Below are 17,635 nucleotides of genomic sequence, written 5' to 3'. Positions count from 1 at the left end.
GATCGAGGATTCCGGGCCGCGCCGAGCGCGGCGGTTATTTCAGTGCGCGCAGGACGGCGCGCACTGCGTCGGCGCGGGCGGCGATCTGAGGCGCCTTGATCTCCACCCGCAGTTTGTCCTGGCCGGACAGCTTGATATGGCGCTGGCGCTGCACCAGCTCGATGATGCGCAAGGGGTCGACCGTGGTCTTGGCACCGAACTGCAGCAGGGCCTGCGTTTCGCTGGCGTCGATCTTGACGATGCCCAGCGGTTGCGCGGCCAGGCGCAGGCGGTGCGTGGCCAGCAACGTCTGCGCGGCTTCGGGCAGTTTACCGAAACGGTCGATGAGTTCTTCCTGGATGCGGATCAGGTCGTCTTCGCCGTCGGCATGCGACAGGCGCTTGTAGATGGCCAGGCGGCCATGCACGTCCGGACAGTAGTCCGACGGCAGCAGCGCCGGCGCGTGCAGGTTGACTTCGCAGGCCAGGTTGAAGGGCGCGTCCAGGTCGGGCTCCTCGCCCGCCTTCAGCGCCCGCACCGCTTCGTTGAGCATCTCGTTGTACATCGAGAAGCCCACCTCCTGGATGTTGCCCGATTGCGAGTCGCCCAGGATTTCGCCGGTGCCGCGGATTTCCAGGTCGTGCATGGCCAGGTAGAAGCCCGAACCGAGCTCTTCCATGGCCTGGATGGCCTCCAGGCGCTTCTTGGCGTTGTTCGTGATGGCATCCTCGCCCGGCGTCAGCAGATAGGCGTAGGCCTGGTGGTGCGAGCGTCCGACGCGGCCGCGCAGCTGGTGCAGCTGCGCCAGGCCGAAGCGGTCGGCGCGGTGGATGACGATGGTGTTGGCGGTGGGGATGTCGATGCCGGTTTCGATGATGGTGGTGCACAGCAGCACGTTGTGGCGCTGCTGGTAGAAGCCCTTCATGACCTGTTCCAGCTCGCGTTCGGGCATCTGGCCGTGGGCGACCGCGATGCGCGCCTCGGGCACCAGTTCTTCGAGGCGCGCCCGCCGGTTGTGGATGGTCTCGACCTCGTTGTGCAGGAAATACACCTGGCCGCCGCGCTTGAGCTCGCGCAGCAGCGCTTCGCGTATGGTGCTGCCGTCCTCGCGCCGCACGAAGGTCTTGATGGCCAACCGCTTGTGCGGCGCCGTCGCGATCACGGAGAAGTCGCGGATGCCTTCCAGCGACATGCCCAGCGTGCGCGGGATCGGGGTGGCCGTCAGGGTCAGCACGTCGACCTCGGCGCGCAGCGCCTTGAGGGTTTCCTTCTGGCGCACGCCGAAGCGGTGTTCCTCGTCGATGATGACCAGGCCCAGCCGCTTGAAGCGCACGTCCTTGGACAGGATCTTGTGCGTGCCGATGACGATGTCCACGCGGCCGTCGTTGATGCCTTCGACGGCGGCAGCCACCTCCTTGGCGGAGCGAAACCGCGATAGCTCCACGACGCGCACCGGCCAGTCGGCGAAGCGGTCGGAAAACGTCTGGGCATGCTGCTCGGCCAGCAAGGTGGTGGGGCACAGCAGCGCGACCTGCTTGCCGTTGGCCACGGCCAGGAAGGCGGCGCGCAGCGCGACCTCGGTCTTGCCGAAGCCCACGTCGCCGCATACCAGCCGGTCCATGGGGCGGCCCGAGGTCATGTCCATGATGACGGCCTGGATGGCGGCCGCCTGGTCGGGCGTCTCCTCGAAGCCGAAACCTTCGGCGAAGGCTTCGTAGTCGCTCATGGGCAGCTTGAAGGCATAGCCTTCGCGGGCGGCGCGCTGCGCATACAGGGCCAGCAGTTCGGCCGCGGTGTCGCGCACCTGCCTGGCCGCCTTGCGGCGCGCCTTGTCCCATTGGCCCGAACCGAGCTGGTGCAGGGGGGCGGCGTCCGGGTCGGCGCCGCTGTAGCGGGCGATGACGTGCAGCTGCGACACGGGCACGTACAGCGTGCTGCCGCTGGCGTATTCGAGATGCAGGAACTCCATCTCGCCTTCGCCCATGTCCATGTTGACCAGCCCGTGGTAGCGGCCGATGCCGTGCTGGGCGTGCACCACCGGGTCGCCGGCGCGCAGTTCGGCCAGGTCGCGCACCATGGCTTCGACATTGCTGGTGCGTTCCTGGGTGCGCTTGCCGCGCCGGGTGGCGCCGGCATGGCCGGGGTAGAGGTCGTTCTCGGTCAGGAACAGCAGGGCGCCGCCGGGCGCGCCGAAGCCGGCCGACAGCGGCGCCACGGCCAGGCCGAAGCGCGCGCCGTCGTCCAGGAAGGCCTGGATCGAATCGGCCTGGGCCTCGGGCGCCAGGCCGTGTTCGCCCAGCATTTGCGCCAGCGTCTCGCGCCGGCCGGCCGAATCGGCGCACAGCAGCACGCGGTCGCCGGTCTGCGCCAGCAGCGCGCGCAGGCGCGCCACGGGGTCGTCGGCGCGGCGCGCCACGGCGACATCGGGCGCGGCGGCGAAGTCCGGATGCGACCGCTCCGCCGTCAAGGCCAGGCGCGGGAAGTCCTTCAGGCGCGCGAACAGCGCCTCGTGGTCGAGGAACAGCGTGTCCGGCGGCAGCACCGGCCGTTCGCGGTCGACCTTGAGAAAGTCGTAGCGGCTGCGGGTGTCATGGGCGAAGCGCTGCATGGCGTCGTCGATGTCGCCCACCGTGACGGTGATCGTGTCGGCCGACAGGTAATCGAACAGGGTGGCGGTCTGCTCGAAGAACAGGGGCAGGTAATACTCGATGCCGGCGAACGCGATGCCGTTGCCGATGCCCTTGTACGGCAGGGCGCGGGAGGGGTCGCCTTCGAACACTTCGCGAAACCGCGCCCGGAAGCGGTTGCGCGCCTCTTCGTCCATGGGAAACTCGCGGCCGGGCAGCAACTGCACTTCGCCCACCGGATACAGGCTGCGCTGCGTGTCGACGTCGAAGCTGCGGATCGATTCGATTTCATCGTCGAACAGGTCCAGCCGGTAGGGCACCACCGAACCCATGGGAAACAGGTCGATCAGGCCGCCGCGCAGGCAGAATTCGCCCGGCGCGGTGACCTGGGTGACGTGGCTGTAGTTGGCCAGCGTCAGCTGCGCGCGCAGGGCCGCTTCGTCGAGCCGGTCCTTCTGCTTGAACGAAAACGTATACGCGGCCAGGAAGGCGGGCGGCGCCAGGCGGTACAGGGCGGTGGTGACCGGCACGGTCAGGATGTCCACGCCCTGGTTCATGAGCGCGTGCAGCGTGCGCAGGCGTTGCGAGATCAGGTCCTGGTGGGGCGAGAACGCGTCGTAGGGCAGGGTTTCCCAGTCGGGCAACTGGCGCACGCGCAGTTCGGGCGCGAATTGCGGGATTTCATCGGCCAGCCGCTGGGCCTCCAGCGGGTCGGCCGTCAGCACCACCAGCGGCTTGCTGGCCTGGCGGGCCAGGTCCGCCAGCAGCCATCCGTCGCCGGATCCGGGCGGGCGGGGCTGCGTAAAGCGCGCTCCCGGCTTGAGGGCGGACAGGGTGGTGGCGGTGGCGGGGATGGGCACGGCGGGCGGAGTGAGATCAGGCATCAGGGCAAAGATTATAAAATCACCGCAACATGTCCGAGTCCCTGATCGCTATCGTGCCGGCCGCCGGCATCGGCGCGCGCGCCAGCCTGCCCGGCGAGGCGGCCGTTCCGAAACAATATCGCCCGCTGGCCGGGCAGCCCATGCTGCGCCACGCGGTGCGCGCCCTGCTGGCCGATCCGCGCATCGTCCAGGTGCGCGTGGCGGTCAGCGCCGGCGACGGCTGGGTCGAGCAGGCGCTGGCTGGCCTGCCGCGTACCGTATGGCGCCCATGCGGCGGCCCGAACCGCGTCGACACGGTGGCCGCGGCCCTGGCCGACAGCGGGGCGGACGCCGACGACTGGATACTGGTGCACGACGCCGCCCGGCCGGGCTTGCCGGCCGCGGCGCTGGCGCGCCTGATCGACGCCTGCCTGGACGATGCGGTCGGGGGCCTGCTGGCCCTGCCGGTAGCCGATACCGTCAAGGCGGGCCGGCAGCGCGTATCGCGCACCGTCGATCGCGACGGCCTGTGGCTGGCCCAGACGCCGCAGATGTTTCGCGCCGGCTTGCTGCGCGACGCGCTGGCGCGCGCGCGGGCCGCGGGCCTGGCCGTTACCGACGAGGCGTCGGCGGTGGAGGCGGCCGGCCATGCCCCGCGCCTGGTGGCGGGCGCGTTGCGCAATTTCAAGGTGACCTGGCCCGATGATTTCGAACTGATGGAAAAATGGCTATGAATATCCCGTTTCGCGTAGGGCAGGGCTTCGATGTGCACGCGCTGGTCGAAGGCCGGCCCTTGATCATCGGGGGCGTCACCATCGCCCACACGCACGGCCTGCTGGGGCACTCCGACGCCGATGTCCTGTTGCATGCGGTGACCGACGCCCTGCTGGGCGGGGCCGGCCTGGGCGATATCGGCCGCCATTTTCCCGATACCGACCCGGCCTACCGCGGCGCCGACAGCCGGGTGCTGCTGCGGGCGGCGTTCGACAAGGTTCGCGCGGCGGGCTGGGCGCCGGTCAACGTCGACGCGACCATCCATGCGCAGGCGCCCAAGATCGGCCCGCACGCGGCCGCCATGGTGGCCAATATTGCCGCCGATCTGGCGTTGGACGCCGGCGCGGTCAACATCAAGGCCAAGACCAACGAAGGCCTGGGCTACCTGGGCCGCAAGGAAGGGATTGCCGCCAACGTGGTGGTGCTGCTGGCGCGCGCCGGCTAGGGCCGGCCGCTAGGCGGCCGGGGCGCTTTGCGGCTCGGGCCGCTCGCTGGGCAGCAGCAGCACCATGGTGGCGGTGCAGGCGGCGATGACGGCCATGCCCACGAACAGGCTGCCAAAGCCTGCCTGCTTGACCACCGGCCCCAGCAGCCACACGGCCAGCGAACTGACGCCGAACGACACCGTCAGCCGCATGCCGGCCACGCGCGAGCGGCTGCGGTCGTCTACATAGCGCACGATCATCGCGTCGGTGAACGGGATCGCGCCGAAAATGAACACCATGGTTCCCAGCAGCGCGGCAAACAGGGCCCAGCCCTGCGCCACGGCCGCCCAGGCCAGCAGCGGGATCTGCGCCAGCACCATGCACAGGTAGAGCGGCTTGAGCGCGACCCGGTCGATCAGGCGCCCCACCACCACCTGCGTGAGCGATGCCACCACATAGATGAACGCCAGCATGGCGCCGAGGGCGACCGGGTCTTCGACGATGCCGCGAAAACGCTGGTCCAGCAATTGGGCATTGCCGTTGGTGGTGAAGTTGAACAGCAGGCTGCCGGTGACGGCGGCCGCCGTCATGACCGCGAACGCCCGCGCCAGCTGGCGCGGGTCGAGCAGCACGCTGGCGCGGCTCTTGCGGCGGGCCGGCGGCTCGTCCTCGGCGGGGCATACCCGCATGAACAGCAGGCCGCACGCGATCGACAGCAGTCCGGGCACTGCGAAGGCCGCCCGCCATCCCAGCCATTGGACCAGCACGCCGGTGACCAGCGCCGCCAGGGCCACGCCCAGGTTGCCGGCCAGCCCGTTGACGCCGATGACCGCGCCCGGGTTGGTCGCGTGCTGCACGATCATGGGAATGCCCACCGGATGGTAGATGGCGGCGAATGCGCCGATCAGCGCCATCGCGCCGGCCAGCTGCCAGGCATTGCGGGTCAGTGCGCACAGCAGCGCGGCCGCGCCCAGGCCGAAGAAGAACAGCAGCATCATGCGGCGCCGGCCCTACAGGTCGCCCAGGCGGCCGGTCGGCCACGATGCCAGGCCGAACAGGAAGAAGGCCGCCACGCCGAAGGGCATGAGGTCCTCCCAGCGCGCAAAACCGAAATCGGCCGCGATGGCCGCGACCGCCGTCGCGAAGATCAGCAGGAACATATGGTCCAGCGCGTGCGCGACGTTCAGCAACAGCGTCACGCTGCGCGGGAAGGCGGCGGGAGGGGCGGGCGTGCTTGCTGCGGGAGCGTCCATGGCGAAGGCGTCGTAATGAGGATGCATGCCAGTGTGCGCTGGCTGCGCTATTCTGTCCTTCTTGAATTTGACCAAAACTATCGAGAAATGGACAAACCCGCCGCCGAAGCCATCTCGGTTGCCCATGCACGCGCGCCGGCTGTCGTCACGCGGCGCAACCGCTATCCGGCCGACGCGCACGTCAAGCCGCATTGGCACGATCGCGCGCAGTTCCTGTGCGGCTCGTCGGGGGTGATGCGGGTCGCGACCCGGCGCCGGCTGTGGGTGGTGCCGCCGATGCGCGCGTTATGGATCCCGGCGCGCACGGTGCACGAAATCCGCATGAGCAGCGCGGTCGACATGCGGTCCTTGTACATCGACGCGGCGCTGGTGCGGGGCATGCCCGACGATTGCGCCGTGCTGGACATGACTGCGCTGATGCGCGAGCTGGTGGTGCGCGCCAGCACCGATGCGCCCTCCACCCGCGACGCGCCCCAGCGCCACGAGGCCAGCGACGGCGCGCTGGACGAGGAATATGGCCTGCTCAGCGCCTTGATGGTGGCCGAACTGCGGCGGCTGCCGCGCTGCGGCCTCGATCTGCCGCTGCCCGAGAGCGCGGCGCTGCGTGGCCTGTGCGAGCGGGCGCTGGCCGACCTGTCGGCATTCGACAGCGCCCAGGCGCAGGCGCGCCGGCTGAAGCTCAGCGCGCGCACGCTGTACCGGCGTTTTCTCGACGAAACGGGCCTGAGCTTCGCGCGCTGGATCCAGCAGGCCCGCCTGCTGGACGCCGTGCGGCGGCTGGGCGACGGCCAGGCGGTCACCGACGTGGCGCTGGATCTCGGCTATCAGAGCCCGAGCGCGTTCACGGCCATGTTCAATCGGGCGCTGGGCTGCTCGCCGCGCGAGTGGCGGCGGCTGGGCGAGGGAAAGGAATGAGTGCCGGCCCCGCGCAGGGGCCGGCTGCGGCCGCCGGCGGGGGAGGCCGGCGCACCGCGGGGGGCGCTTACTTGCCCTGCGCGGCCAGCGCCAGGGCGGCTGCGTTGACGACGGCGGCAATACGGCCCGCGTCGCGCAGCTGTTCGACGGTCAGGCCGTCCTTCTTCAGGTTTTCGTAGTGCGACTGCACGCAGAAATGGCACTTGCCGATGATCGAGGCGGCCAGCGCGAACAGCTCGAAGCGCTTCTTGTCCACGCCGCCATGGGTGGCGTAGGCATTCATGCGCAGCTGCGCCGGCAGGCTCTTGAGCTGGGCGTCGCCGGTCATTTCGACGTACGGATACCAGGTGTTGTTCATGCCCATCAGCGCCGAAGCGGTCAGGGCGGCATTGGCGTCGGTCTCCGACAGCGCACCCTTGAAGGCGTCGATCAGCAACTGGCTGCGCGCGGCGAACGCGGCCGACAGCGCGGCGCCCAGGGCGTCTTCCGGCGCCAGGGTGGAGCGTGCGATCACGGCGTCCAGATTCAGGCGGATGTCCTTGGCCCAATCCGGCAGTTGATCCTTAATGGTAGAAAGGAATTCCATAGTTTTTCCCTATAGTCTGGAGCAATGAAAGCCCGGACGAGCCGGGCCGGGGAAATTACAGCGTGGCGCCGCCAACCGAACGGTTGCACGGGCACAGCTCGTCGGTTTGCAGGCCGTCGAGCAGACGCAGCACTTCTTCAGGGTTGCGGCCGACGTTCAGGTTGTTCACCGAAACGTGCTGGATCGTGTTGTCGGGGTCGACGATGAAAGTGGCGCGCAGCGCGACGCCGGCACCCTTTTCACGCACACCCAGCTGATCGATCAGCGCGCCGGTGGTGTCGCCGAACTGGTAGTGACCCAGCTTGTTCAGGTCCGGGTGCTCACGGCGCCAGGCCAGCTTGACGAATTCGTTGTCGGTCGAGCCGCCCAGCAGGACGGCGTCGCGGTCTTCGAAATCCTTGGCCAGCTTGTTGAAGCCGACGATTTCGGTCGGGCACACGAAGGTGAAATCCTTCGGGTAGAAATAGATCACTTTCCACTTGCCGGGGAAGGAGCTTTCGGTGATGTCCTCGAAAGCCGAAACGCCGTTTTCTTCATGCTGGTTGAAGCCGGGCTTGACGCCGGTAACCTTGAAAGGCTCGAGTTTGTCGCCAACAGTTTTCATGTGGTGCTCCCAGTAAGTTGGTGGAATTAAGGCAGGCAAGGCCTCAAGCCCTAAATTCTACGCTATTGGTTTTCGCTGTCTAATTGATAATTTCTAAATTTGGCTTTGGGTAACTCTATCCGCGCGATCAGGCCGCCGCCCTGGCGCGGCAGCATGCGCAGCGAGCCGCCCACGTGCTTGAGCAGGCGTTCGACGATCGCCAGGCCTAGCCCCGCGCCGCTGACGCCGGTGCGGGCCGCTTCTCCACGCGAAAACGGACGCAGCAGGCGGTCGACTTCCTCGGGGGCGATGCCGGGGCCGCGGTCGGCCACTTCGATCGCCAGGATATTGCCTTCCGAATGCACGCTGATGGCCAGGTGGGCCAGTCCGTCGGACGAGCGGCCGTAGCGGCGCGCGTTCTCGATCAGATTGCTGACGATGCGCTTGAGATCCAGCGCCGTGATGCGCGCCCGCAGGCCCGGATCGATCGAGGCTTCCAGCTCGCCGCCCAGCGAGGCGGTATGGCTGCGCTCGCGCTCATACAGCTCGGCCAGCACCGACGAAATGTCGGTGGCGAGCTGGGGCAGGGTTCCGGCCGGGCGCGCGTATTCCATCAGCTGCCCGATGCTGTGGTCGATCTGGCCGAGGTCCTCGTCGATGGCCTGGCGGGCGTCCTCCGAGACGCCGCTCATCTCGATTTCCAGGCGCATGCGCGCCAGCGGCGTGCGCAGGTCGTGTGAAATGCCGGCCAGCATGAGCTCGCGATCGGCCTCGGCCTGCCGCAGGTCCTTGGCCATGCGGTTGAACGAGGCATTCAGGTCGCGGATTTCCAGCGGACCTTGCTCGGGCAGCGGCGCGGGCGTTTCGCCGCGCGAGAGCACCTGGGCGGCGCGCGCCAGCCGCGACAGCGGCCGGTTGACGAACCCCACGCTGACGGCCGCGCCGACCAGCGACAGCAGCAGCGCCGTGGCGCCCCAGCCCAGCCATTCGATGCCGCCGGTCAGGCCGATCTGCTCGCGCTCGAAGACCAGCCAGTACAGGTCCTGGTCGATCTGGAAGCTGACCCAGAAGCCGGGTACCTGGTTGACCCCCCAGGCGATCTGGGTTTCGGGTCCGAAACGCACGCGGATATGCTGCGCGACCCGTTGCCAGTAGTCGTCGTCGGGCAGCGCCTCGGTGAAGTCGGTGAGCTCGCGCGGGTAGACCTGGATGCCTTCGTTGGTGGCCAGGTCCAGCAGCAGCTTGCTGCGCTCGTCCGTATGCGAATAGACCAGGGCCGTACGCGTGATATTGACGGCCGTGATCACCCGCTGCGCCATCTGATTGGCGCGCGGCCCCAGCTCCATGCTGAAGAAGACTTGCAGCCAGGCGCCCAGGCTGACCAGCATCAGTGCCGCGAGCAGCAGAAAGGTGCGTCCGAACAGGCCGAGACGCAACCGCGAGGTCAGGTTTCTGAACAGTCTGCGCATGCGGGGCACGAGACGGCGCTCCTGCCCGGGGCGGGCCATTAGGTCAACTGCCGCCATCCGGAACGAAAACGTATCCCAGGCCCCAGACGGTTTGGATGAAAACGGGTTTGGACGGGTTGGGTTCGATCAATTTGCGCAGACGCGAAATCTGCACATCCAGGCTGCGGTCGAACGCCTCGTATTCGCGTCCGCGGGCCAGTTCCATCAGCTTGTCGCGCGACAGCGGGATCTTGGGATGGCGGGCAAAAACCTTCAGGACCGAGAATTCGCCGGTCGTGATCGGCACCTGCTCGCCATTGCGGGTGAGGGTGCGCGTGGACAGGTTCAGGACGTACGGGCCGAAGGCGATCGACTCGTTTTCCTGGCTGGGCGCGCCCGGGTGCTCTTCGGTGCCGCGGCGGCGCAGGATCGCATTGATGCGGGCCAGCAGTTCGCGCGGGTTGAAGGGCTTGGACAGGTAATCGTCGGCTCCCATTTCCAGGCCGACGATCCGGTCGATTTCCTCGGCCTTGGCGGTCAGCATGATGATGGGAGTATTGTCGTGGCCGCCGCGCAGGCGGCGGCAGATCGACAGGCCATCCTCGCCCGGCAGCATCAGGTCGAGAACCAGCAGGTCAAAGTGTTCGCGTTGCCACAGTTTGCCCATTTCCTTGGCATCTTCGGCCACGAATACATTGAACCCTTGTTCCGACAGATAGCGGCGCAGGAGATCGCGCAGTCGGGGATCATCGTCGACGACCAGGATCTTGCGGGTAGGAGTGGTGTTTTGCGTGTTCATGGCCGGAAATGTAACAGTGACAAGAACCAGCGGCTAGTGGGTGTTCACAAGATATTACACATTGCGCGCTACGGTTGAAATCCCCCTTACATACTAGGTGAAGCGCCCGATTTCGTACAATCCGCCCCTATGGATCTAAACCTGCTTGCCTTCGAAACTTCGTCTTCCCGCTGCGGCGTGGCCTTGCTCACCGAGCACGGGGCCGAACCCGTCGTCGCCGTGCTGGAGCACGAGGGCGCCCAGGAGCATGCCGAACGCTTGTTGCCCATGGCACGGGAATTGCTGGTACGCGCCGGCCTGGCGCCCGAAGCCCTGCAGGCGGTCGCCTTCGGCCAGGGGCCGGGCGGGTTCACCGGCTTGCGGGTGGCGTGCGGCGTGGCGCAGGGCATCGCCCTGGGACTGGGGATCCCGGTCCTGCCGGTCGTGTCGCATGAGGCGGTGGCGGAGGTTTCGGGCGCGGCGGCCGACGACGCGGTCGTGGTGGCGCTGGACGCCCGCATGGAAGAGGTCTACCTGGCCGTCTACCTGCGCGGCGATGACGGGCAGTGGCAGACGCTGCAGGCGCCGCTGCTGATCGCCGCCGGCGAGGTGGTGCCCTGGACCGTGCATCACCTGGACGCTTGGTCGGCCCGCGCCGGCCGCGCGTTGCGCGTGCGGATGGCGGGCGATGCATGGCAGGTCTACGCGGCCAGCATAGCCGCGCCGCCTGGCTGGGTGCGCGTGCAGGCCGAGCGGCCGCAGGCCCAGGCAGTGGCGCGCCTGGCGCGCCGTGCCTGGCGGGATGGCGGCGGCGTGGCCGCCGAACTGGCCGCGCCCCTGTATGTGCGCGACAAGGTGGCCTTCACCACCGCCGAGCGCGAGCGGGGGCAGGGGGGCAACCCGCGCGCGGTCTCGGCCCTGGCCGCCACGCAGATGCTGCCCATGGCGCAGCGCGACCTCGACGAAGTGGCCGAACTCGAGGCGCAGGTCCAATCCTTTCCCTGGACGCGCGGCAATTTCGCCGATGCGCTGCAGGCCGGCTATCCGGCCTGTGTGCTGCGCCAGGACGGCAGGCTGGCGGGCTTTTGTGTGATGATGGCGGCGCCCGACGTGGTGCATCTGCTGGTCATCGCCGTGCCGCGCCATCTGCACCGGCAAGGCCTGGGCGGCCTGATGCTGGGCTGGTGCGAGCGCCAGGCGCGCGCGCGCGGCCTGGCCGGCGTGCTGCTGGAGGTGCGGCCGTCCAATGCCACCGCGGTGCAGTTCTACGAGCGGCACGGCTATCTGCGCATCGGCCGGCGCAAGGATTACTATCCCGCAGGTAAGGGCAAGCGCGAGGATGCTTTGGTAATGCAGAAAACCCTGGGCGAAGCGACGGTGGGCGATGAGCGCGCCTGAGGCCGCCGTGCCGGCCGCGCCGCGTCCGAATCCGCTGCAGCGGATCTGGCTGCGCGAGATCGGCATCGAGAAAACCTGGCTGCCGGCGCCATTGGCGTCCGCGGCCGGGGCTGCCGCGCCCGCCGCGCCTGTCGCCGAGGCCGCCAATGCGGCCGTGGCGACGGCCGAGGCCGTCCGGCCGGCGGCCACGACCCCACGCGCCGATGGCCCGGCGGCCAGTCCGGCCCGCGCGCCGCGCCCGCCGGTGGCCGCGCCGCAGCGCGCCGAGCCGGCCGCCGAGGCCGACGGACAGGCCGCGCGGGCCGCCGTGGCGGCGCGGGCTGCCGGCGCCGACTTGGGGCAATTGCAGCAGCTGGTGCAGGACTGCACCGCCTGCGGCCTGTGCCAGGGGCGGCGCCACGCCGTGTTCGGCATGGGCGCCCAGCCAGCGCGCTGGATGGTGGTGGGCGAGGCGCCCGGCGAGCAGGAAGACCGCCAGGGGCTGCCATTCGTCGGCCGCTCGGGAAAGCTGCTGGATGCGATGCTGCAGTCGGTGGGCATGAGCCGCGAGCGCGACGTGTTCATCGCCAACGTCATCAAGTGCCGCCCGCCCGGCAACCGCAATCCCAAGCCCGAGGAAATCGCCGCCTGCAGTCCCTACCTGCGGCGCCAGATTGCCCTGCTGAACCCGGAGCGCATCCTGGTGCTGGGCCGGTTCGCGGCCCAGACGCTGCTGGGCACCGAGGCCACGATAGGCAATTTGCGCGGCCGCGTGCACAGCCTGCAAACCGACGAGGGGCGCTCGATTCCCGTGGTGGTCAGCTACCACCCGGCCTATCTGTTGCGCAGCCCGGCCGAGAAGGCGCGCGCCTGGCAGGACCTGCTGCTGGCGGCGCGCGGCTGAGGCGGCGGCAAGCGGTCCTCAGTGGGCCGAGTCGAGGGCCTTGCCGTGGCCTTCCTGGCCGATCTGCTCGCGCAGGGCGGGGTCGGCCGACAGGTTGCGGCGGCTCCAGCGGATGAACACCACCATGAGGACGGTGACGATCAGGCCGAATATGACGATGATGATGTTGATGGGCAGTTCCAGCCACAGCAGCACCGTATAGATGGCGACCATCAGCAGGATATTGAGCTGCTCGTTGAAGTTCTGCACCGCGATCGAATGGCCGGCCGACAGCAGCACGTGGCCGCGGTGCTGCAGCAGGGCGTTCATGGGAACGACGAAAAAGCCGGCCAGGCCGCCGGTGACCAGCAGCAGGTAGACGCTCCAGGGCGAATAGACCAGCGGCATCAGCAGCACCACCAGGCCCATGGCTGCGCCGACCGGCAGCACCGACAGCGCCTTGCGCAGCGGAATGCGGCCGGCCAGGATGGAGCCGACCACCGTTCCCACCGCCGCCACGCCCATCAGCACCGAAGCCTGGTCCAGGCGATAGCCCAGATGGCTGCGGCCCCATTCGATCACGATCAATTGCAGCGTGGCGCCGGCGCCCCAGAACAGCGTGGTCACGGCCAGCGAGATCTGGCCCAGCTTGTCGCGCCACAGCACGCACACGTAGCCGCTGAATGCGCGCACCAGCTTGAAGGGGCTGCGCTGCTGCGGGGGGTAGCGCACGTGCGTGGGCGGGATTAGCAGATTGCACAGCGCGGCGATCACGTAGACCAGCGCAATGACCAGGATGGCGGCTTCCGCCGGCGTATGGACCAGCTTGTTCAGCCAGGGGTGGGCGAGCAGCACGCTCGAGACATGGGGGGAAATGAGCACGCCGCCCAGCACCGTGCCGATGATGATGGACAGCACGGTCAGCCCTTCGATCCAGCTGTTTCCCTTTACCAGCAGGTCGGGCGGCAGCATTTCGGTGACGATCCCGTACTTGGCCGGCGAGTAGGCGGCCGCGCCGATGCCGACCAGGCCATAGGCCGCGCAGACCAGGTAGGTCTGGTAGGTGGTCGGCACGCCGATGCTGGCATACGAGAACATCAGCATGCAGCCGGCGACCTTGAGCGCATTGGTGATGAACATCACCCGGCCCTTGGGGAACGAATCGGCGAAGGCGCCCACGAACGCGGCCAGCACCACGTAGGCCAGGGCGAAGGACCACTTCATCATGGGCGCCATCCAGTCGGGCCCGCTCAACTCCAGGATCAAGGCGATCGCCGCGATGAACAGTGCGTTGTCTGCCAGGGATGAGAAGGCCTGCGCGGCCATAACCAGATAAAACCCGCGTTTCAAGAATGTCCCCGCTGCCCGCCCGAACGGCTGGCACTGTCCGATTGACCGTATTGGCGAAAAAAAGTGTCAGCGAGTATAGCGCCCGGTCCGGCCGGCCGGCGCTTCGCGTTTGTCCCAGGCTCACCTTTGCTCACGATGGGCGCTACCCTCCTGGGGTATCATACGGGCCTTGGATCGGCCCTCCTGGGGGGCGCATCGCCTATTGTGTGCGGCAGGTCCGTTCAACGCCCCTCGTTCAACCTACCCCGTCCGTCATCGTACTGTGCGTCTCACCCAGCTAAAACTCGCCGGCTTCAAGTCCTTCGTCGATCCAACCGTGATCCCCGTGCCCAGCCAATTGGTGGGCGTGGTGGGTCCCAACGGCTGCGGCAAGTCCAACATCATCGACGCCGTGCGCTGGGTATTGGGCGAAGCCAAGGCGTCCGAACTGCGCGGCGAGTCGATGCAGGACGTCATCTTCAATGGCTCGGGCAACCGCAAGCCGGCTGCCCGAGCCTCGGTCGAGATGGTATTCGACAATACCGAAGGGCGGGCCGCGGGCCAGTGGAGCGCCTATTCGGAAATCGCCGTGCGCCGCGTGTTGACGCGCGACGGCACCAGCAGCTACTACGTCAACAACCAGCAGGTCCGGCGGCGCGACATCCACGACATCTTCCTGGGCACCGGCCTGGGCGCGCGCGGTTACGCCATCATCGGCCAGGGCATGATCAACCGCCTGATCGAGGCCCGCCCGGAAGAGCTGCGGGTCTTCCTCGAAGAGGCGGCCGGGGTGTCGCGCTACAAAGAGCGCCGCCGCGAGACCGAGAACCGCCTGTCCGATACGCGCGAGAACCTGACCCGGGTCGAGGACATCCTGCGCGAACTGGGCAGCCAGCTCGACAAGCTGGAGGCCCAGGCCGAGGTGGCGCGCAAATACCGCGAGCTGCAGGCCGACGGCGAGAAAAAGCAGTTTGCGCTGTGGCTGCTGAAGGAAACCGGCGCCCGCGATGAGCGCGAGCGCAAGAACCAGGACATGGCGCGGGCCCAGAACGACCTGGAAGCCGCCATCGCCGGCCTGCGGGCTGGCGAGGCCGAGCTGGAATCGCGCCGCCAGGCCCATTACGCCGCCAGCGACGCGGTGCACGCGGCGCAGGGGCAGCTGTACGAGGCCAATGCCCAGGTCAGCCGCCTGGAGGCCGAAATCCGCCATGTGGTCGATTCGCGCAACCGCCTGCAGGCGCGCCGCGAACAGCTGCAGGCCCAGATCGCCGAGTGGAACACCCAGCAGGAGCACTGTACCGAACAGATCGCCCTGGCCGAGGAAGACCTGGCCACCGGCGCGGCGCGCACCGAGGAAGCGCGCGCCGCGGCCGAGGACGCCCAGGCCGGCCTGCCGGCCATCGAAGCCCGGGTGCGCGACGCTGCGGCCGGGCGCGACGACATGCGCGCCGCGCTGGCGCGCGTCGAACAGAACCTGGCCCTGGTGGCCCAGACCCAGCGCGACGCCGACCGCCAGCTGCAAACGCTGGAGCAGCGCCGCGAGCGCCTGCAGCAGGAACTGCGCGAACTGCACACGCCCGACCCCGAGCGGCTGGAACAGCTGGCCGGCGATCGCCTGGCCGGCGAGGACCAGCTCGAGGCGGCGCAAGCCGAACTGGCCACCCTGGAAGGGCGCGTGCCCGAGGCCGACGCCGAGCGCAGCCGCGCCCAGGCCGCCGCCCAGCAGGATGCCCAGGGCCTGGCCCGCCTCGAGGCCCGCCTGGCGGCGCTGGTCAAGTTGCAGGAGGACGTCCAGAAGCAGGGCGCGCTGGAGCCATGGCTGGCCAAGCACGAGCTGGCCGGCCTGGGCCGCCTGTGGCAGAAGCTGCATATCGAGCCGGGCTGGGAAACCGCCCTGGAAGCCGCGCTGCGCGAGCGCATGGCCGCGCTCGAGGTGCGCAGCCTGGACTGGGCGCGCGCCTTCGCCGACGACGCGCCGCCGGCCCGCCTGGCGTTCTACCAGGTGCCGGCTGCCGCGCCCGCGCCGGCCGCCCCGCAGGGCCAGACGCCGCTGGCCAGCCTGCTGCGGGTCACCGACCCCGACCTGCGCACGCTGCTCAACCAGTGGCTGGCCGGCCTGTACACCGCCGCCGACCTGACCCAGGCCCTGGCCGGGCGCGCCAGCCTGCCGGCCGGCGCCGCCTACGTCGTCAAGGCCGGGCACCTGGTCGATGCCCACAGCGTACGTTTCTACGCGCCCGACTCCGAGCAGGCCGGGTTGCTGGCGCGCCAGCAGGAAATCGAAAACCTGCAGCGCGAGATCAAGGCGCAGCAGTTGATCGCCGACCAGGCCCGCGCCGCCGTGGCGCGCGCCGAGGCGGCCTGGCAACAGGTATCGCAGGCCATCGCGCCGGCGCGCCAGCGGGTGGCCGAAGTCACCCGGCGCGTGCACGACATCCAGCTCGAGCATTCGCGCCTGCAGCAGCAGGCCGAACAGTCCGGCGAGCGGGCCGCCCGCCTGCGCCAGGATCTCGAGGAGCTCGCGGCGCACGAGGAAGACCTGCGCGCCACCCGCGAGGAGGCCGAAGTGCGCTTCGAGGCGCTCGACGGCGAGCTGGCAGAGCACCAATCGCGCTTCTCCGACGCCGAGATCGACGGCGAAACCCTGTCCGCCCAGGCCGATGCCGCCCGTACCCGGCTGCGCGAGTTGGAGCGCGCCGCCCAGGAGGCCGAGTTCGCCGAGCGCGGCGTCCAGGTGCGCATCACCGACCTGCAGCGCAACCGGCAACTGGCCGCCGACCAGAGCCAGCGCGCCGGCACCGAGCTGCAGCAGCTCGAAACCGACCTGGTCGACCTGGACGCCTCGGCCTCGCAGGCAGGCCTGCAGGACGCCCTGGAGTTGCGCGCCGAGCGCGAAGAGGCGCTGACGCGCGCGCGCCTGGAACTGGACAACCTGTCGGCCCTGATGCGCGGCGCCGACGAGGAACGCATGCAACAGGAGCGCGGGCTCGAGCCGCTGCGCGCCCGCATCACCGAACTGCAACTGCAGGAGCAGGCCGCCCGCCTGGCCGAGGAACAGTTCACCGAGCAGCTCAACGCCCGCGAGGTCGACCGCGAGACGCTGGCCCGCGAGCTGGCCGAGATGCCCGACGAGTGGCGCAAGGCCAGTTGGCTGCAGTCCGAGGTGGGCCGCATTTCGCGCCAGGTCGACGCGCTGGGGCCGGTCAACCTGGCCGCCCTGGACGAACTGAATACCTCGCGCGAACGCAAGACTTTCCTCGACGCCCAGCAGCAGGACCTCCTGACGGCCATGGAGACCCTCGAGGACGCCATCCGCAAGATCGACCGGGAAACCCGCGAGCTGCTGCAGGAGACCTTCAATACGGTCAACCGCCATTTCGGCGAGTTGTTCCCCAAGCTGTTCGGCGGCGGCGAGGCCAGGCTGACCATGACCGGCGACGAAATCCTCGACGCGGGCGTGCAGGTGATGGCACAGCCGCCGGGCAAGCGCAACAGCACCATCCACCTGCTGTCCGGGGGCGAGAAGGCCTTGACGGCCACGGCCTTGGTGTTCGCGCTGTTCAAGCTGAATCCCGCGCCGTTCTGCCTGCTCGACGAGGTCGACGCGCCGCTGGATGACGCCAATACCGAACGCTATGCCAATCTGGTCAGCAACATGAGCGAACAGACCCAGTTCCTGTTCATCTCGCACAATAAAATCGCCATGCAGATGGCCAAGCAACTGATCGGCGTGACGATGCAGGAGCAGGGCGTATCGCGTATTGTTGCTGTGGATATAGACTCGGCCGTGCAAATGGCCGCCGAAGCCTGAAACC

14 protein-coding genes are annotated in these 17,635 nt (G+C 68.7%); 6 read left to right on the top strand and 8 right to left on the bottom strand.

Translation table 11 applies throughout. The features are described 5' to 3' along the window. Nucleotides 1-34 precede the first annotated feature (34 nt). On the bottom strand, nucleotides 35-3,490 hold the full coding sequence (mfd, locus tag LK409_RS14970; protein ID WP_010929025.1) for a transcription-repair coupling factor: 3,456 nt from the start codon (nucleotides 3,488-3,490) through the stop codon (nucleotides 35-37). Nucleotides 3,491-3,519: 29 nt separating this feature from the next. On the opposite strand from mfd, the gene ispD reads away from it, so the two are divergent. Then, nucleotides 3,520-4,203 carry a 2-C-methyl-D-erythritol 4-phosphate cytidylyltransferase gene (gene ispD, locus LK409_RS14965; RefSeq protein WP_010929024.1) on the top strand — a complete coding sequence of 228 codons (684 nt, stop codon included), beginning with the start codon at nucleotides 3,520-3,522 and terminating at the stop codon, nucleotides 4,201-4,203. Further along, nucleotides 4,200-4,688 carry a 2-C-methyl-D-erythritol 2,4-cyclodiphosphate synthase gene (gene ispF, locus LK409_RS14960; RefSeq protein ID WP_003813893.1) on the top strand — a complete coding sequence of 163 codons (489 nt, stop codon included), beginning with the start codon at nucleotides 4,200-4,202 and terminating at the stop codon, nucleotides 4,686-4,688. The genes ispD and ispF overlap by 4 nt, the downstream gene beginning before the upstream one ends. A 9-nt stretch (nucleotides 4,689-4,697) precedes the next feature. Here the strand turns inward: ispF and LK409_RS14955 are convergent, their stop codons facing one another. Then, nucleotides 4,698-5,666, bottom strand: a complete 969-nt coding sequence (locus LK409_RS14955) for an MFS transporter (RefSeq protein WP_227909704.1) — start codon at nucleotides 5,664-5,666, stop codon at nucleotides 4,698-4,700. A gap of 12 nt (nucleotides 5,667-5,678) precedes the next feature. Continuing rightward, nucleotides 5,679-5,948 carry a hypothetical protein gene (locus LK409_RS14950; RefSeq protein WP_226376437.1) on the bottom strand — a complete coding sequence of 90 codons (270 nt, stop codon included), beginning with the start codon at nucleotides 5,946-5,948 and terminating at the stop codon, nucleotides 5,679-5,681. Between the two features lie 60 nt (nucleotides 5,949-6,008). Between LK409_RS14950 and LK409_RS14945 the strand changes: the two genes are divergently transcribed. Then, on the top strand, nucleotides 6,009-6,836 hold the full coding sequence (locus LK409_RS14945; RefSeq protein WP_076879861.1) for an AraC family transcriptional regulator: 828 nt from the start codon (nucleotides 6,009-6,011) through the stop codon (nucleotides 6,834-6,836). Nucleotides 6,837-6,903: 67 nt separating this feature from the next. Here the strand turns inward: LK409_RS14945 and LK409_RS14940 are convergent, their stop codons facing one another. The 4 genes from LK409_RS14940 to risA all read right to left on the bottom strand — a co-directional run bounded on the left by LK409_RS14940 (nucleotide 6,904) and on the right by risA (nucleotide 10,252). Further along, the gene (locus LK409_RS14940) at nucleotides 6,904-7,422 is read right to left on the bottom strand and encodes a carboxymuconolactone decarboxylase family protein (protein ID WP_003813887.1); all 519 of its coding nucleotides are present in this window, start codon (nucleotides 7,420-7,422) and stop codon (nucleotides 6,904-6,906) included. A gap of 55 nt (nucleotides 7,423-7,477) precedes the next feature. Next, nucleotides 7,478-8,026, bottom strand: a complete 549-nt coding sequence (locus LK409_RS14935; RefSeq protein ID WP_003813886.1) for a peroxiredoxin — start codon at nucleotides 8,024-8,026, stop codon at nucleotides 7,478-7,480. Between the two features lie 62 nt (nucleotides 8,027-8,088). Then, nucleotides 8,089-9,483, bottom strand: coding sequence for a sensor histidine kinase RisS (gene risS, locus LK409_RS14930; RefSeq protein WP_033446543.1), 1,395 nt, complete (start codon nucleotides 9,481-9,483; stop codon nucleotides 8,089-8,091). 34 nt (nucleotides 9,484-9,517) lie between these two features. Then, nucleotides 9,518-10,252 carry a response regulator transcription factor RisA gene (gene risA / locus LK409_RS14925; RefSeq protein WP_003813882.1) on the bottom strand — a complete coding sequence of 245 codons (735 nt, stop codon included), beginning with the start codon at nucleotides 10,250-10,252 and terminating at the stop codon, nucleotides 9,518-9,520. A gap of 129 nt (nucleotides 10,253-10,381) precedes the next feature. On the opposite strand from risA, the gene tsaB reads away from it, so the two are divergent. Together tsaB and LK409_RS14915 are read left to right on the top strand one after the other, a co-directional pair. Continuing rightward, entirely contained in the window at nucleotides 10,382-11,629 is a 1,248-nt protein-coding gene (tsaB, locus tag LK409_RS14920) for a tRNA (adenosine(37)-N6)-threonylcarbamoyltransferase complex dimerization subunit type 1 TsaB (protein WP_003813880.1), read from the top strand. After that, nucleotides 11,616-12,512: a uracil-DNA glycosylase gene (locus LK409_RS14915; RefSeq protein WP_010929022.1), complete on the top strand. Its 897-nt coding sequence runs from the start codon at nucleotides 11,616-11,618 to the stop codon at nucleotides 12,510-12,512. The genes tsaB and LK409_RS14915 overlap by 14 nt, the downstream gene beginning before the upstream one ends. A gap of 18 nt (nucleotides 12,513-12,530) precedes the next feature. Here the strand turns inward: LK409_RS14915 and lplT are convergent, their stop codons facing one another. Continuing rightward, a complete protein-coding gene (gene lplT, locus LK409_RS14910; protein ID WP_010929021.1) occupies nucleotides 12,531-13,841 on the bottom strand; it encodes a lysophospholipid transporter LplT in 1,311 nt (436 codons plus the stop codon). A 262-nt stretch (nucleotides 13,842-14,103) separates the two neighbouring features. Here lplT and smc point away from each other — a divergent pair, with 262 nt between their 5' ends. Continuing rightward, on the top strand, nucleotides 14,104-17,631 hold the full coding sequence (gene smc / locus LK409_RS14905; protein ID WP_033448079.1) for a chromosome segregation protein SMC: 3,528 nt from the start codon (nucleotides 14,104-14,106) through the stop codon (nucleotides 17,629-17,631). The last annotated feature ends 4 nt before the right edge of the window (nucleotides 17,632-17,635 follow it).

The organism is Bordetella parapertussis (genome assembly GCF_020735925.1).
Lineage (GTDB): Bacteria > Pseudomonadota > Gammaproteobacteria > Burkholderiales > Burkholderiaceae_B > Bordetella > Bordetella pertussis.
This window is presented reverse-complemented; position numbering and strand designations above follow the sequence as displayed.